General features: G+C 47.4%; 23 protein-coding genes. 13 read left to right on the forward strand and 10 right to left on the reverse strand.

From position 1 onward, the window contains the following. The 8 genes from urtC to ACI955_RS12290 all read left to right on the forward strand — a co-directional run bounded on the left by urtC (position 1) and on the right by ACI955_RS12290 (position 7,179). Positions 1 to 1,155, forward strand: coding sequence for an urea ABC transporter permease subunit UrtC (urtC, locus tag ACI955_RS12255; protein WP_415244026.1), 1,155 nt, complete (start codon positions 1 to 3; stop codon positions 1,153 to 1,155). Continuing rightward, positions 1,152 to 1,898, forward strand: a complete 747-nt coding sequence (gene urtD, locus ACI955_RS12260) for an urea ABC transporter ATP-binding protein UrtD (RefSeq protein ID WP_415244027.1) — start codon at positions 1,152 to 1,154, stop codon at positions 1,896 to 1,898. The genes urtC and urtD overlap by 4 nt, the downstream gene beginning before the upstream one ends. 77 nt (positions 1,899 to 1,975) lie before the next feature. Continuing rightward, a complete protein-coding gene (gene urtE / locus ACI955_RS12265; RefSeq protein ID WP_415244028.1) occupies positions 1,976 to 2,665 on the forward strand; it encodes an urea ABC transporter ATP-binding subunit UrtE in 690 nt (229 codons plus the stop codon). 271 nt (positions 2,666 to 2,936) lie between these two features. Then, positions 2,937 to 3,374, forward strand: a complete 438-nt coding sequence (locus ACI955_RS12270; RefSeq protein WP_415244029.1) for a MarR family winged helix-turn-helix transcriptional regulator — start codon at positions 2,937 to 2,939, stop codon at positions 3,372 to 3,374. 116 nt (positions 3,375 to 3,490) lie between these two features. Continuing rightward, positions 3,491 to 3,946, forward strand: coding sequence for a DMT family transporter (locus ACI955_RS12275; RefSeq protein ID WP_415244030.1), 456 nt, complete (start codon positions 3,491 to 3,493; stop codon positions 3,944 to 3,946). Positions 3,947 to 4,371: 425 nt separating this feature from the next. Then, on the forward strand, positions 4,372 to 5,607 hold the full coding sequence (gene fmdA, locus ACI955_RS12280; RefSeq protein ID WP_415244031.1) for a formamidase: 1,236 nt from the start codon (positions 4,372 to 4,374) through the stop codon (positions 5,605 to 5,607). A 100-nt stretch (positions 5,608 to 5,707) separates the two neighbouring features. Beyond that, positions 5,708 to 6,094 carry an FmdB family zinc ribbon protein gene (locus ACI955_RS12285; RefSeq protein ID WP_415244032.1) on the forward strand — a complete coding sequence of 129 codons (387 nt, stop codon included), beginning with the start codon at positions 5,708 to 5,710 and terminating at the stop codon, positions 6,092 to 6,094. A 134-nt stretch (positions 6,095 to 6,228) separates the two neighbouring features. Continuing rightward, positions 6,229 to 7,179: an AEC family transporter gene (locus tag ACI955_RS12290; RefSeq protein WP_415244033.1), complete on the forward strand. Its 951-nt coding sequence runs from the start codon at positions 6,229 to 6,231 to the stop codon at positions 7,177 to 7,179. 38 nt (positions 7,180 to 7,217) lie between these two features. On the opposite strand, the gene purK is transcribed toward ACI955_RS12290, so the two are convergent. Together purK and purE are read right to left on the reverse strand one after the other, a co-directional pair. Further along, positions 7,218 to 8,291 (reverse strand): 5-(carboxyamino)imidazole ribonucleotide synthase, encoded by a 1,074-nt coding sequence (gene purK, locus ACI955_RS12295; RefSeq protein ID WP_415244034.1) that lies wholly within the window; start codon positions 8,289 to 8,291, stop codon positions 7,218 to 7,220. Then, positions 8,291 to 8,782 (reverse strand): 5-(carboxyamino)imidazole ribonucleotide mutase, encoded by a 492-nt coding sequence (purE, locus tag ACI955_RS12300; RefSeq protein WP_415244035.1) that lies wholly within the window; start codon positions 8,780 to 8,782, stop codon positions 8,291 to 8,293. Before purE ends, purK begins: the two co-directional genes overlap by 1 nt. A gap of 167 nt (positions 8,783 to 8,949) precedes the next feature. Between purE and ACI955_RS12305 the strand changes: the two genes are divergently transcribed. The 4 genes from ACI955_RS12305 to ACI955_RS12320 all read left to right on the forward strand — a co-directional run bounded on the left by ACI955_RS12305 (position 8,950) and on the right by ACI955_RS12320 (position 11,682). Next, positions 8,950 to 9,072, forward strand: coding sequence for a hypothetical protein (locus tag ACI955_RS12305; RefSeq protein ID WP_415244036.1), 123 nt, complete (start codon positions 8,950 to 8,952; stop codon positions 9,070 to 9,072). Positions 9,073 to 9,138: 66 nt separating this feature from the next. Further along, a complete protein-coding gene (gene arsS / locus ACI955_RS12310; protein WP_415244037.1) occupies positions 9,139 to 10,092 on the forward strand; it encodes an arsenosugar biosynthesis radical SAM (seleno)protein ArsS in 954 nt (317 codons plus the stop codon). A 64-nt stretch (positions 10,093 to 10,156) separates the two neighbouring features. Further along, positions 10,157 to 10,597: a DUF2834 domain-containing protein gene (locus tag ACI955_RS12315; protein ID WP_415244038.1), complete on the forward strand. Its 441-nt coding sequence runs from the start codon at positions 10,157 to 10,159 to the stop codon at positions 10,595 to 10,597. 50 nt (positions 10,598 to 10,647) lie between these two features. Beyond that, the gene (locus tag ACI955_RS12320) at positions 10,648 to 11,682 is read left to right on the forward strand and encodes a methyltransferase domain-containing protein (protein ID WP_415244039.1); all 1,035 of its coding nucleotides are present in this window, start codon (positions 10,648 to 10,650) and stop codon (positions 11,680 to 11,682) included. Positions 11,683 to 11,685: 3 nt separating this feature from the next. Here the strand turns inward: ACI955_RS12320 and ACI955_RS12325 are convergent, their stop codons facing one another. From ACI955_RS12325 to ACI955_RS12340, 4 genes are all read right to left on the reverse strand, one after another. Next, positions 11,686 to 11,970, reverse strand: a complete 285-nt coding sequence (locus tag ACI955_RS12325; RefSeq protein WP_415244040.1) for a hypothetical protein — start codon at positions 11,968 to 11,970, stop codon at positions 11,686 to 11,688. Next, positions 11,967 to 12,347 carry a hypothetical protein gene (locus tag ACI955_RS12330; protein WP_415244041.1) on the reverse strand — a complete coding sequence of 127 codons (381 nt, stop codon included), beginning with the start codon at positions 12,345 to 12,347 and terminating at the stop codon, positions 11,967 to 11,969. The genes ACI955_RS12325 and ACI955_RS12330 overlap by 4 nt, the downstream gene beginning before the upstream one ends. Positions 12,348 to 12,683: 336 nt before the next feature. Continuing rightward, positions 12,684 to 15,386, reverse strand: a complete 2,703-nt coding sequence (locus tag ACI955_RS12335) for a TIR domain-containing protein (RefSeq protein ID WP_415244042.1) — start codon at positions 15,384 to 15,386, stop codon at positions 12,684 to 12,686. Positions 15,387 to 15,551: 165 nt separating this feature from the next. After that, positions 15,552 to 16,295 (reverse strand): glycosyl hydrolase 108 family protein, encoded by a 744-nt coding sequence (locus tag ACI955_RS12340; protein WP_415244043.1) that lies wholly within the window; start codon positions 16,293 to 16,295, stop codon positions 15,552 to 15,554. Positions 16,296 to 17,579: 1,284 nt separating this feature from the next. On the opposite strand from ACI955_RS12340, the gene ACI955_RS12345 reads away from it, so the two are divergent. Then, a complete protein-coding gene (locus ACI955_RS12345; protein ID WP_415244044.1) occupies positions 17,580 to 18,605 on the forward strand; it encodes a hypothetical protein in 1,026 nt (341 codons plus the stop codon). A 726-nt stretch (positions 18,606 to 19,331) separates the two neighbouring features. On the opposite strand, the gene arsH is transcribed toward ACI955_RS12345, so the two are convergent. From arsH to ACI955_RS12365, 4 genes are read right to left on the reverse strand one after another with little or no spacing between them, the layout of a single operon-like run. Continuing rightward, positions 19,332 to 20,036 (reverse strand): arsenical resistance protein ArsH, encoded by a 705-nt coding sequence (arsH, locus tag ACI955_RS12350; RefSeq protein WP_415244045.1) that lies wholly within the window; start codon positions 20,034 to 20,036, stop codon positions 19,332 to 19,334. 24 nt (positions 20,037 to 20,060) lie between these two features. Next, on the reverse strand, positions 20,061 to 21,080 hold the full coding sequence (arsB, locus tag ACI955_RS12355) for an ACR3 family arsenite efflux transporter (protein ID WP_415244046.1): 1,020 nt from the start codon (positions 21,078 to 21,080) through the stop codon (positions 20,061 to 20,063). Beyond that, positions 21,080 to 21,571, reverse strand: a complete 492-nt coding sequence (locus tag ACI955_RS12360; RefSeq protein ID WP_415244047.1) for an arsenate reductase ArsC — start codon at positions 21,569 to 21,571, stop codon at positions 21,080 to 21,082. Before ACI955_RS12360 ends, arsB begins: the two co-directional genes overlap by 1 nt. 15 nt (positions 21,572 to 21,586) lie before the next feature. Further along, positions 21,587 to 21,922 (reverse strand): metalloregulator ArsR/SmtB family transcription factor, encoded by a 336-nt coding sequence (locus tag ACI955_RS12365; RefSeq protein WP_415244048.1) that lies wholly within the window; start codon positions 21,920 to 21,922, stop codon positions 21,587 to 21,589. Positions 21,923 to 22,090: the final 168 nt, after the last annotated feature.

Genomic DNA, 22,090 nt, shown 5'->3' on the forward strand with positions numbered 1-22,090 from the left:
ATGAGCTTTGTTTACGAAAAATTGTTTGGTGATAAAAAAGGCCTAATAGGATTTTGCATCCTAGCGACGCTTATCCTTATTGTCTTTCCACTGTTTCTCGATTCATTTCGATTGAACCTAGTCGGTAAATACCTGACCTATGCCTTTGCGGCGGTAAGCTTAGTCTTGCTGTGGGGCTACGGTGGTACTTTAAGCTTGGGGCAGGGTATCTTTTTTGGGCTTGGAGGTTACGCCATGGCGATGTTCTTAAAGCTAGAGGCCTCGTCGCCAGAGAACACAGCCATCCAATCGACACCGGGTATTCCTGACTTTATGGATTGGAACCAGATAACGGAACTTCCGGCGTTCTGGATGCCATTTCACAGCTTCACATTTACCTTAATTGCCATCTTAGTCGTCCCTACTTTCTTTGCCTATATCATTGGTGCGGCCATGTTTAAACGCCGAGTCGGTGGTGTGTACTTCGCGATAATTACTCAGGTTATCTCGGTTATCTTGACGGTATTGATTGTTGGTCAGCAGGGCTTAACTGGCGGCATCAACGGTATTACCGATCTCCGCACTCTCAATGGCTGGGACATCACCTCAGATAGTGCGAAAAATCTGTTTTACTTTATTAATTGCTTTCTTTTATTAGCAGTTATTATCGCATCTCGCTTTGTACTTACCAGCAAGTTCGGTCGCTTATTATTGGCCATGCGGGATAAAGAAGATCGAGTTCGCTTTTCAGGTTACGACGTTGCCAACTTTAAAATATTTGTATTCTGCTTTGCAGCCATGATCTCGGCGATTGGTGGGGCCATGTTCACCTTGCAGGTTGGATTTATGTCGCCTTCGTTTGTTGGCATTGTGCCCTCAATCGAAATGGTCATCTTCGCAGCGGTGGGCGGTCGTATGTCACTTATTGGCGCGGTCTATGGCACATTATTAATTAACTTTGGGAAAACCGTTTTCTCGGAATCCTTTCCTGAGCTTTGGTTGTTTTTGATGGGCGGATTATTCATTGCCGTGGTGATGTTCTTTCCAAACGGCTTAGCAGGTCTGTGGGACGACTACGGTCACCACATAACTAAGCGCTTTGAGTTTATAAAAGGCTTATTCGAAAAAAACAAATCTGATACAGATAATGTCGGGTTGGAAGGAACAAAGTCATGAGTACGAACACTAATTTTACGCTTGCGATTGAAGATCTAACCGTTTCGTTCGACGGCTTTAAAGCGGTAGATAATTTGAATTTCTACTTGGAGAAGAACGAGCTTCATGTTGTTATTGGCCCAAACGGTGCAGGCAAAACGACCGTGCTTGATTTGATTTGCGGTAAAACTAAATCGACTTCCGGCAGTATTAAATTCCTCAATACCGAACTTACCAATCTTTCCGAACATCAGATTGTTAGAGCTGGTGTGGGCCGTAAATTTCAAACTCCGTCCATTTACGAAAATTTAAGTGTGATGGAGAACTTAGAGATCTCCTATCCACGTGGTCGGGGTGTGTTTGGTTCACTTATGTTCAAACACGACCAGGAGGTGAGCGACAAGATCATGGAAGTCGCTAAACAAATTATGCTCGAAGACTCCCTAGATACTGAAGCTGGCTTATTAAGCCATGGCCAAAAGCAGTGGCTGGAGATAGGTATGCTGCTAATTCAAGATCCGCAGCTGCTGATGCTGGATGAACCTGTGGCCGGGATGAGTGTAAAAGAGCGAGAGCAAACCGCCGAGTTACTAAAAGAGATTAGCCAGGGACGTTCGGTGTTGGTTATTGAACACGATATGGACTTCGTGGCGCGTATTGCTCAGAAAGTGACGGTATTACATCAGGGGAAAATTCTTGCTGCGGGTGATATGGAAGACGTGCAGAAAGACCCAAAAGTGATAGAAGTGTATTTGGGACACTAGTTGGCGTTATATCTAAGCCACTATGTGTTCATTGCGCAAGATCCCAAACAAGAGCCTAGGGTGAGGTTAAAAATTGTATGTTAAATGTTTCTAATTTGAAGGTTTGCTACGGTCAAAGTGAAGTTATTCACGGATTAAATTTCACCGTGCCGAAAAATGAAACACTGGCAATTATGGGTCGCAATGGTATGGGTAAGACGACCTTATTCAAGTCTCTCATTGGTATTCTACCGACCTCAGAGGGCACTGTTAGTATTGATGGTGTCGACATCACCAATAAGGAAAGTTTTCAGCGAGTAGCTAGTGGTATTGCCTATGTGCCACAGGGTAGGATGATCTTTCCTTCGTTAACAGTGCAGGAAAATATTGAAACCGGCATGGAAGTTTCTAAGCTTAAAAAGATTCCCGACGATATTTACGCATTGTTCCCAGTATTGGCAGAGATGCGAAAACGCAAAGGCGGCAACCTCTCTGGTGGCCAACAGCAGCAGCTAGCTATCGCCAGAGCACTGGTGACAAACCCTAAGGTGCTGTTGTTGGACGAACCCACCGAAGGTATTCAACCCTCAATTATTAAAGATATTGCCAACGTATTGAACGAGATTAAGAAATTACGCGACATTACTATTATTGTTTCTGAGCAGGTCTTGAGTTTCACTTTGACAGTTGCGGATCGTATTATTGTGATCGACAAGGGTAACTTTATTCATGAAGACCTGCGGGCAGATGTCGATACCGCAAAAATTAGAGCCTATCTGTCGGTCTAATAATTGGTCGCTTGATGGTTGCGTAATGATGACATTATAAACTTAAGAGCCAAGGTCCAATATCAATGGTGGGTCGACGGCTTAGTAAGACCTTAAGGTGCTGCGGTGATATACGCAGGCTTTGAATTGGCAGTCCTTTTTTTGCCACATTCCCCGGCTAGCTATGCAGTACTTCGATTCTTTCGATAAGCTATTTTTTATGAGATGGCTTGATCCTTCCTCAGTATACCTGCATAATACGTGAGCGATCACGTATTATGCAGGTATACTTATGGGCGATATAGCAGTGCATACCGAAGCCACCGTGCTTCAATTCCTAGAGACTGCTGCAGCCTTGGAGCGTCGATTAGATCGTGTGTTAGCGAATACTAAAGGCATTAGTTTTAGCGAATATCGCTTGTTGAAGGCACTTGCCGAGGCCAATGTAGGCGGCTTACCAAGGATTGAATTGGCAAGCTCGGTCGGTCTTACAGCCTCTGCTGTCACCAGGGCGCTCAAGCCGCTTGAGAGGCTTGGCTATGTCGCTACCGAGCGCAGCGAGCGTGATGCTAGGCAAAGCCTCGCAAGCATCACCTTGGCTGGGAATGAGTTATTGGCAGACGCCCAGAGCATGCTGCGGGATGGCTTTCGGGAGTTACCTGTTAATACTTTAAATCAACAAAAAGTGACTGAATTCCAGGCCCGCTTAAGGGAATTAAACGGACGCTAATAATAATATTGGATTTGAATTTCTTTTTTTGCGCGGGCAATATTTTCAGTGGCGCTGTAATGCGTTCACCTTGGCCGGCAATGCCTACGCTTCAATTGACTTAGTCAGAGATACTCATGAATAGCAGCTACTTTTACTCCTCTATAATGCTTGTTGCTGGTTTTGGTATTCCGGTCATGGCCGCCCTGAATGGTGGTCTGGGAGCCAAATTAGGTAATCCAGCATTGGCCTCCACGCTTCTGCTATTGGTGGGCTTGCTACTCAGCGTAATTTATTTGCTAGTTACCGAAGGCGTGCCAACGCGTTTTTATGACACCTCAATCCCCTGGTATTTCTACACTGGCGGCGTTGTAGTTACATTCTACAATTTAGCGATAACCTCGATAGCGCCGCGCTTTGGTATATCTAACACCGTTTCCTTTGTTCTATTGGGGCAGTTGCTAGCGATGACACTCATTGATCACTATGGTCTTATCGGCGCCCCGCAGTATCCTATTAGCCTGCGTCGTTTAGCCGGCTTGGTGTTGATGGTAGCGGGCGTATTTTTGGTATTGGGTCGGAGTACGAAATAGTTTCTGCATACGATATATTAATCACAGTCACATGCGTGGCTGTGATTAATAAGTAAACGCGACGTTTCTCAGTAAAATTATGCACTGATACATTTTACATGTTACTCGTATAGCGATTCTCATTTTTACTCTTCACCGCCAGCGATCTCAGTTATTCATATAAAGCTAGATGGTCGTGCTAAGAATCTTACTTAATTGCAGTATCCCCCCTTCTTTTTTGCTTTGTCGTGAGACTCGCTAATAGTCTCCTACGTCATTTAACGTAGCTTTATAGGCAATTGACTAATACCGGTGTTGCTATTGATTACCGATAGTAAGCCCATGGCGACGACAGTGTTTTCGGGTATCAGGCCTTGGGCAAGATATAACAATAAACAGGTCGTGGCGCTATTCAGAATTTCCTATGACTGATCCGGAGAAGAACGATGGCAGAAACAATCATCAAAGTTGACTTGAGTAAATCGGCGTACGACAACGACATGATTCATAACCGTTGGCATCCTGATATTCCTATGGTGCAGATGGTAAAACCCGGTGATGATTTTAAAATTGAATGTGTGGATTGGACTGGCGGTCAGATTAACAATAATGATTCTGCTGACGATGTGCGTGATGTTGATTTAAGTAAGGTGCATTTTCTGTCTGGGCCGGTAGGAGTTGAAGGCGCCGAGCCAGGCGATTTATTAGTAGTCGATATTTTAGATATTGGTACTTTTGAAGAAAGCCAGTGGGGGTTTAATGGTTTTTTCTCTAAACAAAATGGCGGCGGGTTTTTAACAGAGCACTTTCCTGAAGCGCAAAAATCGATCTGGGATTTTAACGGTATGTTTACCAAATCTCGCCATGTGCCCAATGTTGAATTTGCTGGTTTAATCCATCCCGGTTTGATTGGCTGCTTACCGTCGCGTGAGATGCTGGATGAATGGAATACCCGTGAGAAAGCGCTGGTTGATACCGACCCGCAGCGGGTGCCAGAATTAGCAACATTGCCCTACGCAGATACAGCGCACATGGGGCGGATGAAAGGCGACGCAGCAAAAGCGGCGGCCGCTGAGGGCGCGCGTACCGTTCCCCCGCGTGAGCACGGCGGTAACTGTGACATTAAAGATCTGTCGCGTGGAGCCAAGGTGTACTTCCCTGTTTATGTTAAAGACGCTGGCCTGAGTGTGGGTGATCTTCACTTTAGTCAGGGTGATGGTGAAATCACTTTCTGTGGTGCTATCGAAATGGCGGGCTGGATTCATATCCGGGTGAGTTTGATTAAAGACGGTATTAAAAAGTACGGTATTAAAAACCCAATTTTCAAACCAAGCCCGATTACCCCTAAGTATGACGACTATCTTATTTTTGAAGGTATTTCAGTAGATGAAGCGGGCAAGCAGCATTATCTCGATGTTCATATTGCTTATCGCCAAGCGTGTTTAAATGCCATTGAGTATATGACCAAATTTGGCTATAGCCGTGCACAGGCTTATACCATTCTCGGGGTCGCGCCGGTGCAGGGTCATATCAGCGGGGTGGTAGATATACCCAATGCCTGCGCCACGTTATGGCTACCCACCGATATCTTTGACTTTGATATGCAGCCGAACGCCGAGGGGCCAACTAAGATGGTAGATAGCACGGTGGATGTGCCTCTGTCGCCGGACCTTAAGCCTTAAATTAAGGCTACGTCATAGAGGCTAGGCTTGCCCGTATCCACAGTTTTTACTGGTGGTGAAACGGGCGAGTAATATAACGTGTTGGACTTGGAGGCAAACGATGCCGGTATACGACTACAAATGTAATGATCATGGTCTATTTCATGACTTGGCGAGCATGAATGAGGCGGCCCTACCCTGTGCTTGTCCGCAGTGTGGCAAGCTTAGCGCGCGAGTAATAATGATACCGCCTGACGTTTTGGCGATGTCGCCGGCGCGGCGTCAGGCAATAGCCAAAAATGAGAAAGCGGTTCATCAACCAATTATATCGTCAGTGGATTCCAGGGAAGACCTAGCCCAACGGCGTGCCCATGCTGCAGCAAAAAAAGGCTGTGGCTGCAGTGATAATGCCCATCCCGATCGCAGTAGCTTGCGCCAACAGGCTATTTACTTGCCTGACGGCAGTAAGGTTTTCCCCTCTCAGCGACCCTGGATGATTAGCCACTGATGTGACTTTGAAATTCTCCGTGGAAAGGGGCATTGAAGAAGTGGCGTGTTAGCGTTGCTTCTTCTTTTTTATGGCCTTTGTCGATGACACTCTTTAGATATGTGATACTTGACTGATATCTAAGAGCGTTTTTCATGCAGACATTTTTACAATCACTATCGTATTCCTTTTTAATCACTGGCCCCATTTTTGTGGTGCTGGCACTCGGGGTATATTTAAACCGCGCACAAATCATTAACGATAATTTTATCGAAATTGGCAGTAAGCTAGTGTTCAATATTACTCTGCCAGCTCTGCTGTTTATTAGTATTAGTCAAACCAGTATTGCCGAGTCGGCCAATCTTAAATTAGTGCTTTTTGGCCTGGTAGCGACATTTGCTGTCTACCTGATGTTAGAGCTTGTGGCGCAATGGCTGATTCCCCGGCGTGAAGATCGCGGTGTGGTAGTGCAGGGTGGCTTTCGATCCAATATGGGCATTATTGGTCTAGCGTATTGTGTTAACGCTTATGGTGGTCCCGGTTTGGTAGCGGCATCTTTGTACTTGGCGCTGGTTACCATTCTTTACAATATTTTAGCGGTCATCACTCTTAATCGCAGTATGAATCGAGCAGGCGGCGTGGCTAAAACCTTGAAGGATATTGCCCGTAACCCTATTATTCTCAGTATTGTTGCGGCTCTGCCCTTTGCCGCAATGGCCTGGCCTCTGCCGACTTTACTGCTGCGCAGTGGCGAGTATTTTGCCCAAATGACACTGCCACTTGCCTTGCTGTGTACGGGGGCGAGTTTGAATTTTAAGGCTTTGCGCGCCGATCTAAATAGCGCCTTGGTCAGCGCCATCTGTAAACTGATGGTGGTACCTATACTGCTTATTAGCGGCGGTATTGTCTTGGGTTTTCGGGGGATGGACTTAGGTGTGCTGGCGCTAATGTCCTCCGCGCCAACGGCGGCGGCCAGTTATATTATGGTAAGGGCGATGGCGGGTAATGCGGCGCTGGCAGCCAATATCATTGTTATGACCACGGTGGGGTCGCTATTCAGCACCAGTCTGATCATGTTTGTTTTGCACGGAGTGGGGCTGTTGTAGGTCTGAAATTAAAAGCTAAGCCCCAATATAAGATTCGACTAAGCCCGTGCCAATTCTGTTTCTACCCAATTAAACACATCTTGATAACGCTCGGGCAGTAGCTCGCGCAATTCGTTCAAAGCTGTTTGCAGGGCACTTTTTTCTGGGTGATTAAGGTTGATGTGACCAAGCTTGCGACCCGGTCTAACGTCTTTGCCATACCAATAGCACTGGGTAGACGGAATTTTCATCCAATCGAGTTCACGCTCCACGCCAATGATATTAATCATCACGCTGTGGCCGCGAACTTCGGGGGCCTTAATAGGTAAGCTACTTACCGCCCGCAAATGCATTTCAAATTGGCTGACGCAGGCGCCGGCCTGAGTCCAGTGACCACTATTGTGAACCCGCGGTGCAAGTTCATTGACGATGAGTTGCTCGCCAACACGAAAGCACTCCATAGCCATCACGCCAACGTAGTTCGCCGAGTCCATGATTTTACCCAGCATCGCTTCGGCGGTGGCTTGTAAATGCGCCACCCGGGAGAGCGGGGCGATCGACGCCATCAAAATACCATTGCGGTGTAAATTCAGCGTTAAGGGGTAGAACACTTTTTTACCGTCTTGGTCTCGCGCGCCAATTAGTGACAATTCCTCATCAAACGGTATTTTCTTTTCGGCAATACCGGTGCCACGCCAGTCGGCAGGAACGTCGCCGCCCTGATCTTGGTATAGCCAATGCTGGCCCTTGCCGTCATAGCCACCTTCGCGACGCTTGAGCAGCACATCGCAGCCTAACTCGGCGTGCAGGGCTGTCGCCTTGGTATGCACTTCGACAGAGCACCAAGGTGCGGTATTGATCTCAAGGGTATCGAGCATGGTTTTTTGGTGAAAGCGGTCGGCTATTTTGCCGAAAATATCGGCATTCATGAAACTGGCTTGCTGGCTCATGTAGCGCGTTACTGGCGTGTCTGGCCACTGTTCGCGTTCAACAGTAACAATGTCGTCATCCTTTATGTTTGGCAACTGCTCACTGTCAGGTTCAACCGGCTCAACCCTAAGGGCTAAGGGGTAGGCTGCTTGCTTGAGCATGGCGCCTAATTGTCCGGCGCCGAGAACCCATACGGTTGGCATTAGGTGTTCCTCGGGTCCGGATTGTCTAAAACATCTTGGGTTTGTTTGGCGCGAAAGGCTTCTAGGCGAGCCGCTAAGTCGGTATCGCTAAGGGCCAAAATTTGGCAGGCCATTAAGCCGGCATTGAACGCGCCGGCGCTGCCAATGGCCAGGGTGCCAACGGCGATGCCCTTAGGCATCTGCGCGATAGAGAGTAAGCTGTCGACACCGTTTAATGCCTTGCTTTGCACTGGCACACCTAGAACGGGTAGACGGGTTTTTGCTGCGACCATGCCGGGTAAGTGCGCCGCGCCGCCGGCGCCCGCAATAATTACCTCAAAGCCACGGCCGATGGCCTGGCTGGCAAATTCCATTAACTTGTCCGGAGTGCGGTGGGCCGAGACCACTTCTACGTGGTGCTCTACGCCAAGCTCGATCATGATCTCGGTGGCTGGGCGCATTGTTTCCCAGTCACTTTTTGAGCCCATGATCAGGGCAACTTTTGCGGTCATTGCTTTGCTCTCTTCGCGTGAAAGCGGCGTATTATACGGTAATTCTTTGGTTTAGGCGGAATCTCAGTATAAATCTCCTCAAAACATCTAATATGGGTGCGTCATTTTCGCTTCTTAAAGATTTAATGTGTCGGGTAAGGTATTGTAATTGTGAGAGAAATATACTGATGACGGTAAGTGCCGACGAGGTATTATTTTTGCTTAATAATGGGTTTTCAATGCCTGTCGATCTTGGTTTGTGGTCTGTTAGCAGCGCTCTGCCGTGGTGGTTCGGTGAGCACGGCGGGTAACACGGTATGTAACAACGCGGCGGCTTGTGAGTCAGTCTTAAACATTAGGATAAAATAGGGGCGAAAATGCACGATACTATGGTGCTACTGGAAGTCACCGACTTCCCAGCTATATCCCGTAAGTCGCTGGATATCTTGCAGGTAAATCTCGGTTATAAATGTAATCAGCGGTGCTTGCATTGTCATGTAAATGCAAGCCCAGAGCGGACCGAAATGATGTCGGCGGAGATGATCGCACTTATTCCCGAGGTCTTGCTGGCTAGAAATATTCAGAAACTCGACCTGACCGGCGGCGCGCCAGAAATACATGAGCATTTTCGTGAACTTGTCAGCGCCGCGGTAAAAATCGGGGTAAAGGTAATCGATCGCTGTAATCTGACGATTTTGTTTGAACCAGACCAAGAAGGCTTGGCGGAATTTCTGGCCGCTAATAAAGTAGAAATAGTGGCGTCGCTCCCGTGCTATTCACTAGAAAATGTCGATGCCCAGCGTGGCGAAGGCGTGTTCGATAAAAGCATTGCGGGCCTGCAATTATTGAACTCTTTAGGCTATGGCATGCCGGGTTCAGATTTAGTTTTGAATTTAGTCTTCAATCCTCAGGGCCCCTCATTGCCGCCAAATCAACAAGCCTTAGAAGCAGATTATCGTCGTGAGCTGCGCGCCAAATTTGATATTGAATTTAATAATTTGTTTGCCTTGGCAAATATGCCGATCAAGCGATTTGGTTCTACTTTAGTGTCCAAAGGACAGTTCAAACCTTATATGGATTTGCTTAAAGATAATTTTAGCGAAGCGAATATAGAGTCCCTTATGTGTCGAAATATGGTCAGTGTGGATTGGCTAGGTAATTTGTACGACTGCGATTTTAATCAGTTGTTGGAGCTACCCGTGCCCGCAAAAGGCATCCGTCATCTGCGCGATTTATTAAAAGCAGATATTGATGGTAATGCTATTGCTATTGCTGATCATTGTTTTGCTTGTACTGCGGGTCAGGGCAGTAGCTGTGGCGGTGCGCTGTAACTGATTGTACTAGCGGGCTATCAATAATAATTAATTGTCATCAAAAAGATGTTAGGAATAGTTAATGGAGCTGAAAACAAGAGTCCTAGTATCACTGTATTGCGTAACCGCGCTACTTGCGCTGGTTATGGCTTGGATGCATCTGCCGGCTTATTTTGGTCATGGTATTGTTGATGCAAATGTTCAATTTTGGAAAGATGCTCTTTTTAATGCCAATCCGGCCGGAAGATTTTTAACCGTAGATATTTTGTTTCTAGCTTTTGTCTGCAATGTATGGATGTTTGTTGAAGGTCGACGCCTGGGCGTGAAGTATTTATATGTGTATGTGATTGCGGGGATTTTCATTGCCATTAGTGTTGCCTTTCCTTTGTTTATGGCAGCTAGAGAGCTTCGCGTTGCGGCATTAGATTCGTCTAAAACTGGCTACAGCATTAAGGCCGTCGATGTACTTGCCTTAATGTTTTTATTTGCAATCACTCTGTTAGCGAGTATTGCCACCTTTTGAATTTTTTGCCTAAAGTGAATGGCGACTCCCACACTTATTTAGGAAATGTTATGCACGACGTAGTTCAAGATTACTATGGTAAGCAGCTGCAAAGTTCGGCAGATCTAAAAACCACTGCCTGCTGCGATTTTACAGCCATGCCAGAATGGTTAAAGCCGGTATTGGCAAATATCCACGCAGAGGTACTATCACGCTACTACGGTTGCGGATTGGTGTGCCCGCCCTTGCTTGAAGACTGTCGAGTGCTAGATCTAGGCAGCGGTAGTGGCCGCGACGTCTATGCCTTGGCACAGTTGGTGGGCCCGAATGGTGAGGTGGTCGGCGTTGATATGACCGACGAGCAATTGGCGATTGCCATAGAGTATCAAAACTACCATAGCGAAAAATTCGGTTTTGATAATGTGCGGTTTTTAAAGGGCTATATAGAAAAGCTCGATGAGCTAGATTTAGAGCCCGCCAGTTTTGATGTCGTGGTATCGAATTGTGTGATCAATTTATCGCCCGATAAAGACGCGGTTATTAAAAGTATTAAGCGCTTACTAAAACCCGGTGGGGAGTTCTACTTCTCGGATGTATATGCAGATCGTCGAGTGCCCGAAGCAGTAAAAAATGATCCGGTACTGTACGGAGAATGTCTGGGTGGCGCGCTTTACTGGAATGATTTTATTCAGCTAGCCAAGCGCCATGGCTTTACAGATTCACGCTTAGTGGAGGACCGGCCCTTAGAAATTACCGATCCAGTATTGGCGGCGCGCTGCGGAAACATCAAATTCTTCTCGGCTACTTATCGGCTGTTTAATCTAGATGATTTGGAAAGTGACTGCGAAGATTATGGTCAGGCGGTAATTTATCGCGGCAGTATTGCCGATAGCCCTGATAGCTTTGTACTCGACAAACATCATGATATTCAGGCCGGTAAAGTATTTCCGGTATGTGGCAATACCTGGCGGATGTTGCATGACACCCGACTGGCTCCGCATTTTGAATTCATTGGAAACTTTAGCCGTCACTACGGTATTTTTGAGGGTTGTGGCGTCGCTTTGCCGTTTGATAATGGTTTAATTGATGGTGCGCCTTGTTGTTAATACCTAACTAAGGCGCAGGTCTTTTGCGGCGTCGATCACACTGGCCAGAGATTCACCTACCGCTACCTTATTTTCTTGGCGCTGCGAAGGGGGAATATAAGCTGGCGGCTCCACATAGCTCTGAGCGTCGTAGGTCGGCGGCGTCATGCCGCTAAGAAACTTAAATACCGGACGGTCGGACTCGGGACTGACATTCACAGCCACCTTTCGCTGGCGCTGCTCGACCTCTATGATGTTTTTTAATACGGCGGACAGATGCCAGACGAAGCGCCTCTGCTCGTCAGTCACAATCTCCTCGCCACCATGCTCGTATTGACGAATGAACTCAAATCAAAGGGAATGCTCTGCATCAGCACCGATTCGGCGATGATAATAGTGGTATTTGGTCGCTGGGCATGGCACACGCCAAGCTCGTAGAACACATTGGCGTTTAAGGTCGACAGATCCGCAATGACGATATCCGCCTCGTAAATCCAGCGACACGTAATTGAATCGATACTGCCAGTAAGATTCGCGTCAATCGCCCTAAAACAGTTTACATCAACCTGGTCAAAGGCCGGACGAATAAGCTGCTGGTAGGTTTTATCCAAATTCAGCACACGCGCAGTCGAATAATCGGTCTGGTTGCCAACGCCGGTAACAGCGAAGCTGCCTGCTGACTTCACCGGGCTCAGTGCTCGCCGCTGATTAACGCTTGTTGGTTGTCATCCGTGTCTCCTGTGAGTTTTAAGGGATCAGCGTTAAGAGATCAGAGCCCTTTAAACAGGGCCAGATGGCAGTCAAGAGCAAGCATTCGCTCCGGCTATGGTTCGAACGATGCGCGTTCATGTCTTTTTTCACCATGTCATCCACCTTTCTTTTTTAGGCGCACTGGTCTTCTTCGCTTGGAGTAGCACGTAAAGTAATTCCCGGCTTGCGCCCCAGAATCGGACCAAACCTCTTTATTGGGATTTAAGATTATTGTCTTAAATACTTGTCCTGCCCAGATCTAATGTCGACTATTATTGCGGCGCTGTGCCCTGCACGGCTAGGGCTTCAGGGGTGTTCAAGAACTCAGGATCATAAGTCTGGATCAGCTTTTTCAACAACTTAAAAAACTGCCAAGAGGTGCCGTCGATATGCCGTCGGACCCAATAGGCTGGAGCGACCGAAAAGTTATATAATCCCAGATCGCCGGTCCATTGATATTTTTCTGCCTGGTCGTCAGCATAGCCATGAAAAACTGCTTGGAGGGGAGCACCAGGACCGCAACTAAAACATCCCTTTTCGTATACTTTGGTATTTTTTTTGTAGGATTCCAGCTCCATCTCGTAGGTGGCGATGGCTTTCTCGAGGATGCCAGGATGATCTTCGAGGTGTCCGTAAGCAATGTAATAGGTACGCACCATAGGTTTGAGGAACTTGTTATACACCGGCTGGGTTGCTTCCCTGAGAAGCGCGTTGCCTGCTGCTGGTATTAGTTTCTCGTTTGCCCAGGTCAGGAATTTTGGATTGTACCTACCAAAATCGGCCGATTCCAGATTGATAACATCGCCATGCACATCGTTCAGGAAGATAGGAACCGGCGATAAGGATTTGAGTTTCGAGAAATCCATTACTACACTCATCTGATTATAGAGCTTGCGCGAGCCTGGAAGCCACGAATGGCCAGAACGGTCAGGTGTGTCTTCGTTGAGCAGGGCTCCCGCTTTCCAGCTTATCGAAATAAGTTCATTAATAGTCGCTTGTTTGGCCTCTACTGCCTGACGAGCTTGGTTTTGAGCCTCGATCTGATTCACATAAGCAACAGTACCAGCGCCACCAGCTAGAACGAAGAGAACCGAAGCTATTAACAAGCCTATCTTTGTGCGTCGAGCGGTCTTTTTGTTGGCTTCCGCGAGTGCCTCGGCATCATGAAGTCTGCGCTCCTGTTCAGCCTGACGAAGCTTTTCCTCGGCCTCCGCATGGTCGATGCTGGCTTTGATCAAAAAGCGCTCTTCGGCCGTAAGCTGGTGCGGGCGTTCAAGGAACCAGCCTTGGGCGCGGTTGAGCTTCAGACCAGACAACAGCGCACCGGTCTTGTCTTCTTCGGCGGCTTGATGCCAGTCATTGAGGTCTCGTTCCAGTTGCTGTTTGCCAGACAGGAACTCGCGAGCATCATCGAGCCATGTTCTCAGGCGGGGCCATTTGCGTAGCAGTGCCTCATGAGCTACCTCGATCATGCGATCATCGCCGTCCTGACTCACGATCAACAGCCGCGCCTTTGCCAGCTTCTCTAGCAGCGCATGTGCCTTACTTGGCAAGTCGTCCCAGTGGGCTGGACGGCGCACATACTCACCCTGTTCATTCACCCGTACCATGGCCGGTACGAAGGCTTCGCGTAGGGCCGTCAGCTCTTCTTCGCTCGGCCGAGCCTCAGTCAACACATCATCGGCGGCTTTGCGCACTGCATTTTCAAGCGGCGTCAGTCCTTCCTTTCGGTCGCCTAGGGCGTTGTATTCATCTAGACTAAGGTAATTGTCGTCAGCCGCACGGTCATAGAGCTCGCGCAGCGCAAAGGCTAACAAGGGTAAGGCGTCTTCGGTTTGGGCGTCGCGCGCGGCTTGATGCACGAAGGCTTCATCAATGTTCAGACCGGCAACCCGTGCGGGTCCTTCGATTATCTGGGGGATGCGCGCAAGGGGCATGGGCCCCAGGGAAAACTCCTCGAACCGGGCCGTCAGTCTCTCAGCCGACTGGAGCAGGCCAAGATAATCCGAACGCAGGGCCATGACGGCGATGAAGGGCAGGTCATTGGCCATGGCCACATTGAGGATCTCGAAAAAGCGCAGGGCCTGATCCGGATCGGCAGCGCCAAACAGCTCTTCGCTCTGATCGATAGGCAGCAGGATTTGGGCCTCGTTGGCCCCGGCGTTGATGCGCAGATCATTAGCAATGTCACTGAGCGTGAGGGCGAGGTTGTCGCCGTTCAGGTCTTCGCGTAATTTGCGCCAGTCCATATCCCCACCGCAGGCAACGGCTAAGGATCGCGCCATCTCATCAACGGGCCGCACTTGTGGACGCATGGGCGGCAGCACAACCCAGTTGCGACCGGCGCGCTTGAGCCTGGGAATAACACCGGCTCTGAGCAGAGATGATTTACCCGACCCGGAGGCGCCCAGCAAGGCAATAAGTTTGGTGCCACCCTGGGAGCGGCGCGCATTGAGCCGTTCTATGAGGCGGCGAATGTCATCGTCGCGCCCGAAATAGAGCGCCGCGTCCTCTTCCTGAAAGGCAAGCAGTCCAGGATAAGGTGGTCGACTGGCATCCCAGCCAAAACCACCCTGAGCATCAAGGGCAATGCGGGTTAATTCGCCGGAAAGCTGCTCGAGCCCGCCCTCACGATCCATGCGCAGATCCAGCGCCTGAATGTCGGGCGATATCAGCGTATCGCCGGTAGGTGTTTCGATAATGGGAAAGATTGACTTGCCAAGCGCACGTGCCTGCGTGAATTCGGCAAAGCACCACTTGGATTCAAGCCAGTTGGGTGTCTGGATAATAACGACGGCTTCACAGCGTTCGATCTCGCGATAGAGCGTCTTCTCCCAGTCGGCCCCTGGCGGGATACCTCCATGCTTATCGTAGTCAAGAAACGGAGTCTCGAATCCCTGTTCAGCCAGCCAGGTCTTGATCCGTGCCGCGGGTTCGTTGTCCCTGCTCGAATGAGAGATGAATACCCGTGCCATTACTTACTCCTTTATATTATTTGGCGATGATCTGTTTCAATCGGCAGATACCAACTGAATGGAGCCATAGGGTCCTAGTTCAGGCTGCGATATACGGCTGCTTTTTTAACTTTCCAACTGATTTTTGTAGGTAACAAGGACCCATAGTTTAAGAGCTAATAGCATTTACTTTATTAACCCCAAAGATCGATACGTATTGCGCCCGGCAATACCATCAGGTTCAAGTCCATTTTCTAGTTGCCAAGCCTTAAGTGCTGCTTCGGTGCCACTACCGAATATTCCATCCACATGGATCTTAATAGCATCTTGAAGTTTGCGTACCCACAATCCGCTGGAGCCATTTTTAACCGAGTCATAGTCTATGTTTGGTGCGATAGATTCATGGTCAATATCACGTCCTTCAGTCATAGGGATTGCACTGCTACGTACACCTTCAACACGCCTATTCCATCCTTTTCCGAAAGTGGCCCAATTGGCAAGGCTGCGGAGAAACGTAAGACGTCGGTCACATATATTGTCAATTATGTGGACCGAATTATGTTCTTTGACCTTGGTCAGCGTTTTAGACCCTATGCCGCCATCTTGCTTGGCTCCGACTGCACCTTGCAACCATTTCGCACCCCGTCCTGGTCCAGAATTTACCGCCGCATCAAAAACGGCATAATCGACTCCCCCTGGTAGCTCATCACAATGACATTTGTCCCAATATCCAGCGCGATAGATTTGATGCAATTGTTCGTCAGTAATTGCACGTAACTCATCCTTGCTTTTGTCTTCTCCAAAGTGACGACGAAACGTAATCAGAGTAACCCCTTTCATAGTCGCTCCACCCGGGTCTTTGGGATGATCTGCCCAACCGCCTTCGTGAACTAATACCTGTTGTAGGCTGCCTTCAAAGTTATCGTTCATCATGATTTCCTTATTGATGGTTTAATCTCTGCCTGCGCATCTTTGTCACTGACAAAATAAAAGATCATTTTCATAAAATTTGGATCTAACTAATCAGTACACTACTTGAATAAGTAGGGGAAACCGGCAGCTAAATATAGGCTAAGGTCATTGTCACCGGCTACTCTGTCATAGAGCTCGCGCGGTGCAAAGGTCAATAAGGGAGAGGCATACTTGGTTGCTGTTTCGGCCACGGTCTGATGGACGAAGGTCCCATAGATGGCCCGAAAGAGTCCGCCGTCCCCGTTGGTTGTTGATATGCGGGTAGCTGATAAAAAGGTCTTGGGTGAAGTTCGTCATTTTCCTGACTCTTTGGATTAAACAGCGACGCTTGTGAGCGTTTAAGGGTTACAAGACAAGCCCGGCGGCGTATTAGTTTAAGGGTGATGACCGCTTTGATTGGGTGAGCTTATCTCGCCATAATTATGAGTAATTAATAGTACAAGAGCGGCCCAGCGTACGCGCGAAATCTAACCGATATTCGGGAGAGCTATTCATGGCGAAACTGCCAACATTATTTTTATTGAAATACATGTCGATTTTCTTATTAGTAATAATTTATTCACTCATCTTGTTATATCACACGATACTACAGGATAACTAGCAGTAGTTTAGGTTAATAACACACCATTTTTCATAAAATGAAAATATAGCTGGTTTCATATATTTTATATCTGCGTCTCTTTCTATATCAATAATATACCGTTTTTCGGCGAACTATCATCCATTACTCGACCGTCTTCACCTAGTTCGGAATTCTAAAAAGCACTCGCCCCAATATTGTGCGAATCTTTTAGATTGAAAAGCGATATTTTGAGTGCATAACAAAGATGTAAATATGTTTTGATTTCTTGGTAACATAATCTGTTTGTGAACCTTTTTGCCCGCCACATAAAATGGCTTTTCGGTTTCCGGTATGGCGACCAACTACCCTTTATTTATGGGTATTTGTGATGACCATATTGCTAAATATTAAAGCCAAGATAAGTGAATATAAATCTTTGATTGCCGTACTTACCCGTTTAATTTAGCCAATATAAAGCAGAATATTTGGTTTGCCTATTATTCAATAATGTTGGGCGTTTAAAAAATTGGGATAAAAACTGAATTTACTCTAGTATGTAAAAAATGGTCATATATGACATTAGTCTGTGCTGGTAAAAGAATGTTGCCAGAATCAGGTCAATTAGAGATACACGTTGCCAGCCAATAACAAACTACACCTACAGACATCGGAGTCACCTTATGACGGATCAAATTAAACGCGCTGAAGTCGCCATAGGTGAGCACAATAGCGAAGATTGGCAAATACAACCCCGTCGTTTCCCACAACAACTGGAAGCCGATACCCCCCAATTGGCAGATTTTCTATCGGACTCACTTTATGTGGAAAAAGCCAAACAATTTGAACATGCTGACCAGCTCGCGGTAGATTATCAATCCCGCTATAAAAAACGTGCGCAAGACGCGTCCAATGGTATTTTTGTTGCGGCAATAGCCACGGCCTTGTTAAGCATTATCGCCGCAGACCCTATGGCTACCATATGGCCAAATTTAGATTTTAAATTAGTTAATGAAATTATCAGTCTTATTGCAGGTTTTGTGATATTCGTTGCCAGTGGCTTTTTTGTTTTTAATTCGCAAATGATTTCTCAATTAAAACTCTATGATAATTGGATGGAAAATCGGGCGAAAGCCGAAACCGTACGTCTGGTATATTTTAGGAAAGCCGCACAAAATTTAATTAATCAGCAAACTGATAATAAACAGCTGCTGCATGAGTTTTGCAGTTTTTTCCGGCGCTATCAGTTGCAGGTGCAACAGACCTATTACCGGGGCCGCAGTCAGCAACACGCCAAGAGCTTATTGAAAACCGCAAAATATGGCGCAATTGCGGCTGTCATTGTGACCGCCTTTTCTGGGTCATCGGGTTTTGCGGGGTTTTTTAATCTGGATTTAGTATCCTTTGCTGCACTGGGGACAATGGGCGTTGCGTTAACAGCGCTAGCCAGTCGGCGAGAATCTATTAACCAGGATGAACGAAATTCTATGCGTTATAAAATTACCGCCAATGTATTAGACAAGATTGCAGAAAAATATTCGACTGTGCAAAAAACACTGGCTAACGATCAAGATGCAGTTATTTTATTGCATTTTGTCGATGCAGTTCATGAGCAACTTTCATTGGAGCACCGACAGTGGACAGAGGATGTCGCAGAGATAAATACGGCGTTATCGCAATTGAAAACTGCTGAAAAAACCAACGCTTGAATTATATCCATGAAATTTTTGATCAACTAAGATTAAGATTTAATAACGCTCAGCAACCACCAGTCAGATATGTATTTACTAAAACGGATAACGCGGTTTTACCAATCGACCGCGAATCATATGGATGATCGTTATAATATAAGCGATTGGGTAAAGTCACATAAGTTACTTCTTAGTCATCATTTCTTTGACATTCCATCGTAGCCTCCGCTCTTCTGGCATCAACAAAGATAACTAATAAATTATACTGTCAACAGCTGCAAATGCTTCATTTGTAGGACAAGGCGAATAGCAACTATGAGAGATTTTCACTCAAAATATTCAGAATCGGCAAAGTACGAAATAATCTGGTCTGTGCTACCTAGTCGGGCTGTTACCTCTTCTCCTTGCGGTTGGATATTGGCACCGGGTCCGGTGTCGGCAATAATTGCGAATGAGCCGCGTGGTGGGTTTAAGACTGCATTCAATCTTGCCGCAAGTGCTCGAGTTTGCTGACGCTGTGCCAACGCAAAGTAAGGTGCTCGATGTGTAAAAATAAGTTTTAGATAATAGCTGACGCCATTTTAAATATATCCGCTTATCCTTGCCTTTAAAAATATAATGCAGAAGCAAAAACCACGCAGTTTTTTTTAGGGTTGTGGCGTCGCTTTGCCGTTTGATAGTGGTCTGCTTGATGGTGCGCCTTGTTGTTAATATACAAGGCGCAGGTCTTTTGCGGCGTCGTATTTAGTCTGAAGGTTTATGTATGCGCTTTTTAAACGCCTCCTGATCCTCTTTGCGCTCTGAATAGCGGTCTACAAAGTAGTCTGAGCTGCCCCGTGTTAAGAGGGTGAACTTCACTAATTCTTCCATTACATCAACAATGCGGTCGTAGTATGGCGACGGCTTCATGCGGTTGTTGTCATCAAATTCCAGAAACGCCTTGGCGATGGATGACTGGTTGGGGATAGTCAGCATGCGCATCCAGCGGCCAAGTACCCGCAATTGATTCACAGCATTAAAACTTTGCGAGCCGCCGCTAACTTGCATAACGGCGAGGGTCTTACCTTGGGTTGGGCGCACCGCCCCTAGGCTAAGGGGTATCCAATCTATTTGCGCTTTTATAATGCCGGTCATGGCGCCGTGACGCTCTGGTGAGCACCACACCATGCCTTCGCACCAGCTCGCTAGTTCACGTAATTCTTGCACCTTGGGGTGTGATACGTCGCTGTCATCTGGCAATGGCAGGCCGCTGGGATCAAAAATACGGGTTTCTGCGCCAAAAAAACTTAGCAGCCGCGCCGCTTCTTCGCATGCCATGCGGCTAAATGAGCGCTCTCGTAAAGAGCCGTATAGCAGTAATATTTTAGGTGGATGATCCAGCGGCGTAAATAATTTTTGTGCATCAATGGGCTTCAGTAAGTCCGGCTCGATGTTATTGAGTTCGTGCATGGTGATGTCCGTTTAGTATGTGCTTTATGTAGGAAACCAGTGGCGGCTGCGGTTGATGATTGCCACCAGCGACAGCATCACGGGTACTTCAACTAGCACCCCAACCACTGTTGCCAGCGCCGCACCAGATTGTAGGCCAAACAGTGAAATGGCCACAGCTACGGCGAGCTCAAAGAAATTAGAGGTGCCAATTAAACACGCCGGGCCGGCGATATTGTGGGGTAGTTTTAGAGCCTTGGCGCCAAAGAAGGCGATGGCAAAGATGCCGTAGGTTTGAATCAGCAATGGAATGGCAATCAGCACAATCGCCAGAGGCTGTTGCAAAATGACCTCGGCCTGAAAGCCAAAAAGCAAAATGACAGTGGCAAGTAAACCCGCTATTGAAATCGGCTTGGTGGCATCCAAAAAGCTCTGCAGACGCTGATGATTGTCTGGCCGGTCGAGTGCGCGGCGAGTTAACACCCCGGCAACCAAGGGAATAAGCACATAGAGCATAACCGACAGTATCAGGGTGTCCCAAGGTACGGTGACATTGCTAACGCCGAGTAAAAAAGCCGCTATTGGGGCAAAAGCAAATATCATAATGATGTCGTTGATAGAGACCTGTGCCAAGGTGTAGTTGGCGTCACCTTTAGTGAGCTGACTCCATACAAAGACCATTGCGGTGCAGGGCGCTACGCCGAGTAAAATCATACCGGCTATATATTCGCTCGCGGTTTGCGGGTCGACCCAGTCGACAAAAAGAACGCGAAAAAACAACCAGCCCAAGGCGGCCATAGTGAACGGCTTTATCAGCCAGTTAATGACTAGGGTTAATACCAAGCCCTTGGGTTTTTTGCCAATATCTTTTATTGCAGAGAAATCAACTTGCACCATCATTGGAAAGATCATGACCCAAATAAATATCGCCACGGGTAAATTCACATGGGCAACTTCAAGCTTGGCAATGAATTGAAATAGTTCGGGCAGTAAATTCCCCAGTAGCATCCCCGTGAGTATGCATAGACCTATCCAGACACTGAGATAACGTTCAAAAAAGCCCATTACAATGTATTCCCTTGATTGACGCTTGTGTGTATTTCTTGGAGCGCAGCTATTAGTTTGGTGGGCTCTAAGGATTCAAAATCTAGCTCTAATAGCGCATTAATACGTGCCTCGATGGCATCTATACAGGTATTAAAAGCAACTTCAATATCATCGTCACTGCCTGTGAGTTTAGATGGGTCACTCAGCCCCCAATGCACCTTCGGCGAATTCCCCAGCCACAGTGGACAACTTTCGCCTGCCGCACTGTCGCAAACGGTAATGGCGATATCGATAGGTGTAGTTACAAAATCATCCCAGGACTGACTGCGCAGATTGCTGGTGTCAATGCCGCGGTTTGCGAGAAATTTTAGTGACAGCGGATGAACTTTTCCCGCCGGCTGACTGCCGGCACTAAAGGCATTAATACGGCTGCCACTCAGGTGTCGAGTGACGGCTTCGCAAAGAATGCTGCGGCAGCGATTGTGGGTGCAAATAAATAATATATTCATGACGACCTTCTTTGATTAAGCGCAGCGTTCGGGGCGGCATTGCATGGTTTTTAGTTTTTGCAGGCAAGACCCTAGCTGATCTTTATGGGCCGCTGCGGTGGTTGCCACAATCTGGGTGATCCACGGGTCTAGATCAGGATGCAGGCGGTAATAGACCCACTGGCGGTCGCGACGGTCAGCAAGTAGGCCGCAGCTTCTTAATTGCGCTAGGTGTCGTGAAATCTTGGGCTGACTGTCCTCGAGTGCGGTCATCAGTTCGCACACGCAGAGCTCGCCCTCGCTGTGGATCAGCAGGGTAGAAAGCAGCCTAGTATCGTCAGACAGGCATTTGAAAAGCTGAGTGGGCGTCATATAAATGAGCATTTCCTGTTGGAAGCAGCAGGCGTTAAGCTTACGCCACGTACGAATATATGTATATCCATATATTAGTGCGGTATTCTTCTTATTGGTACTGCCCCGTTTAATCATCTCAGCGTGAATTGACGTACACTAAATTAAATGACAGTTTTAGCCAATAAT

The organism is Zhongshania sp., from assembly GCF_047636175.1.
In the GTDB taxonomy this organism is placed as follows: domain Bacteria; phylum Pseudomonadota; class Gammaproteobacteria; order Pseudomonadales; family Spongiibacteraceae; genus Spongiibacter.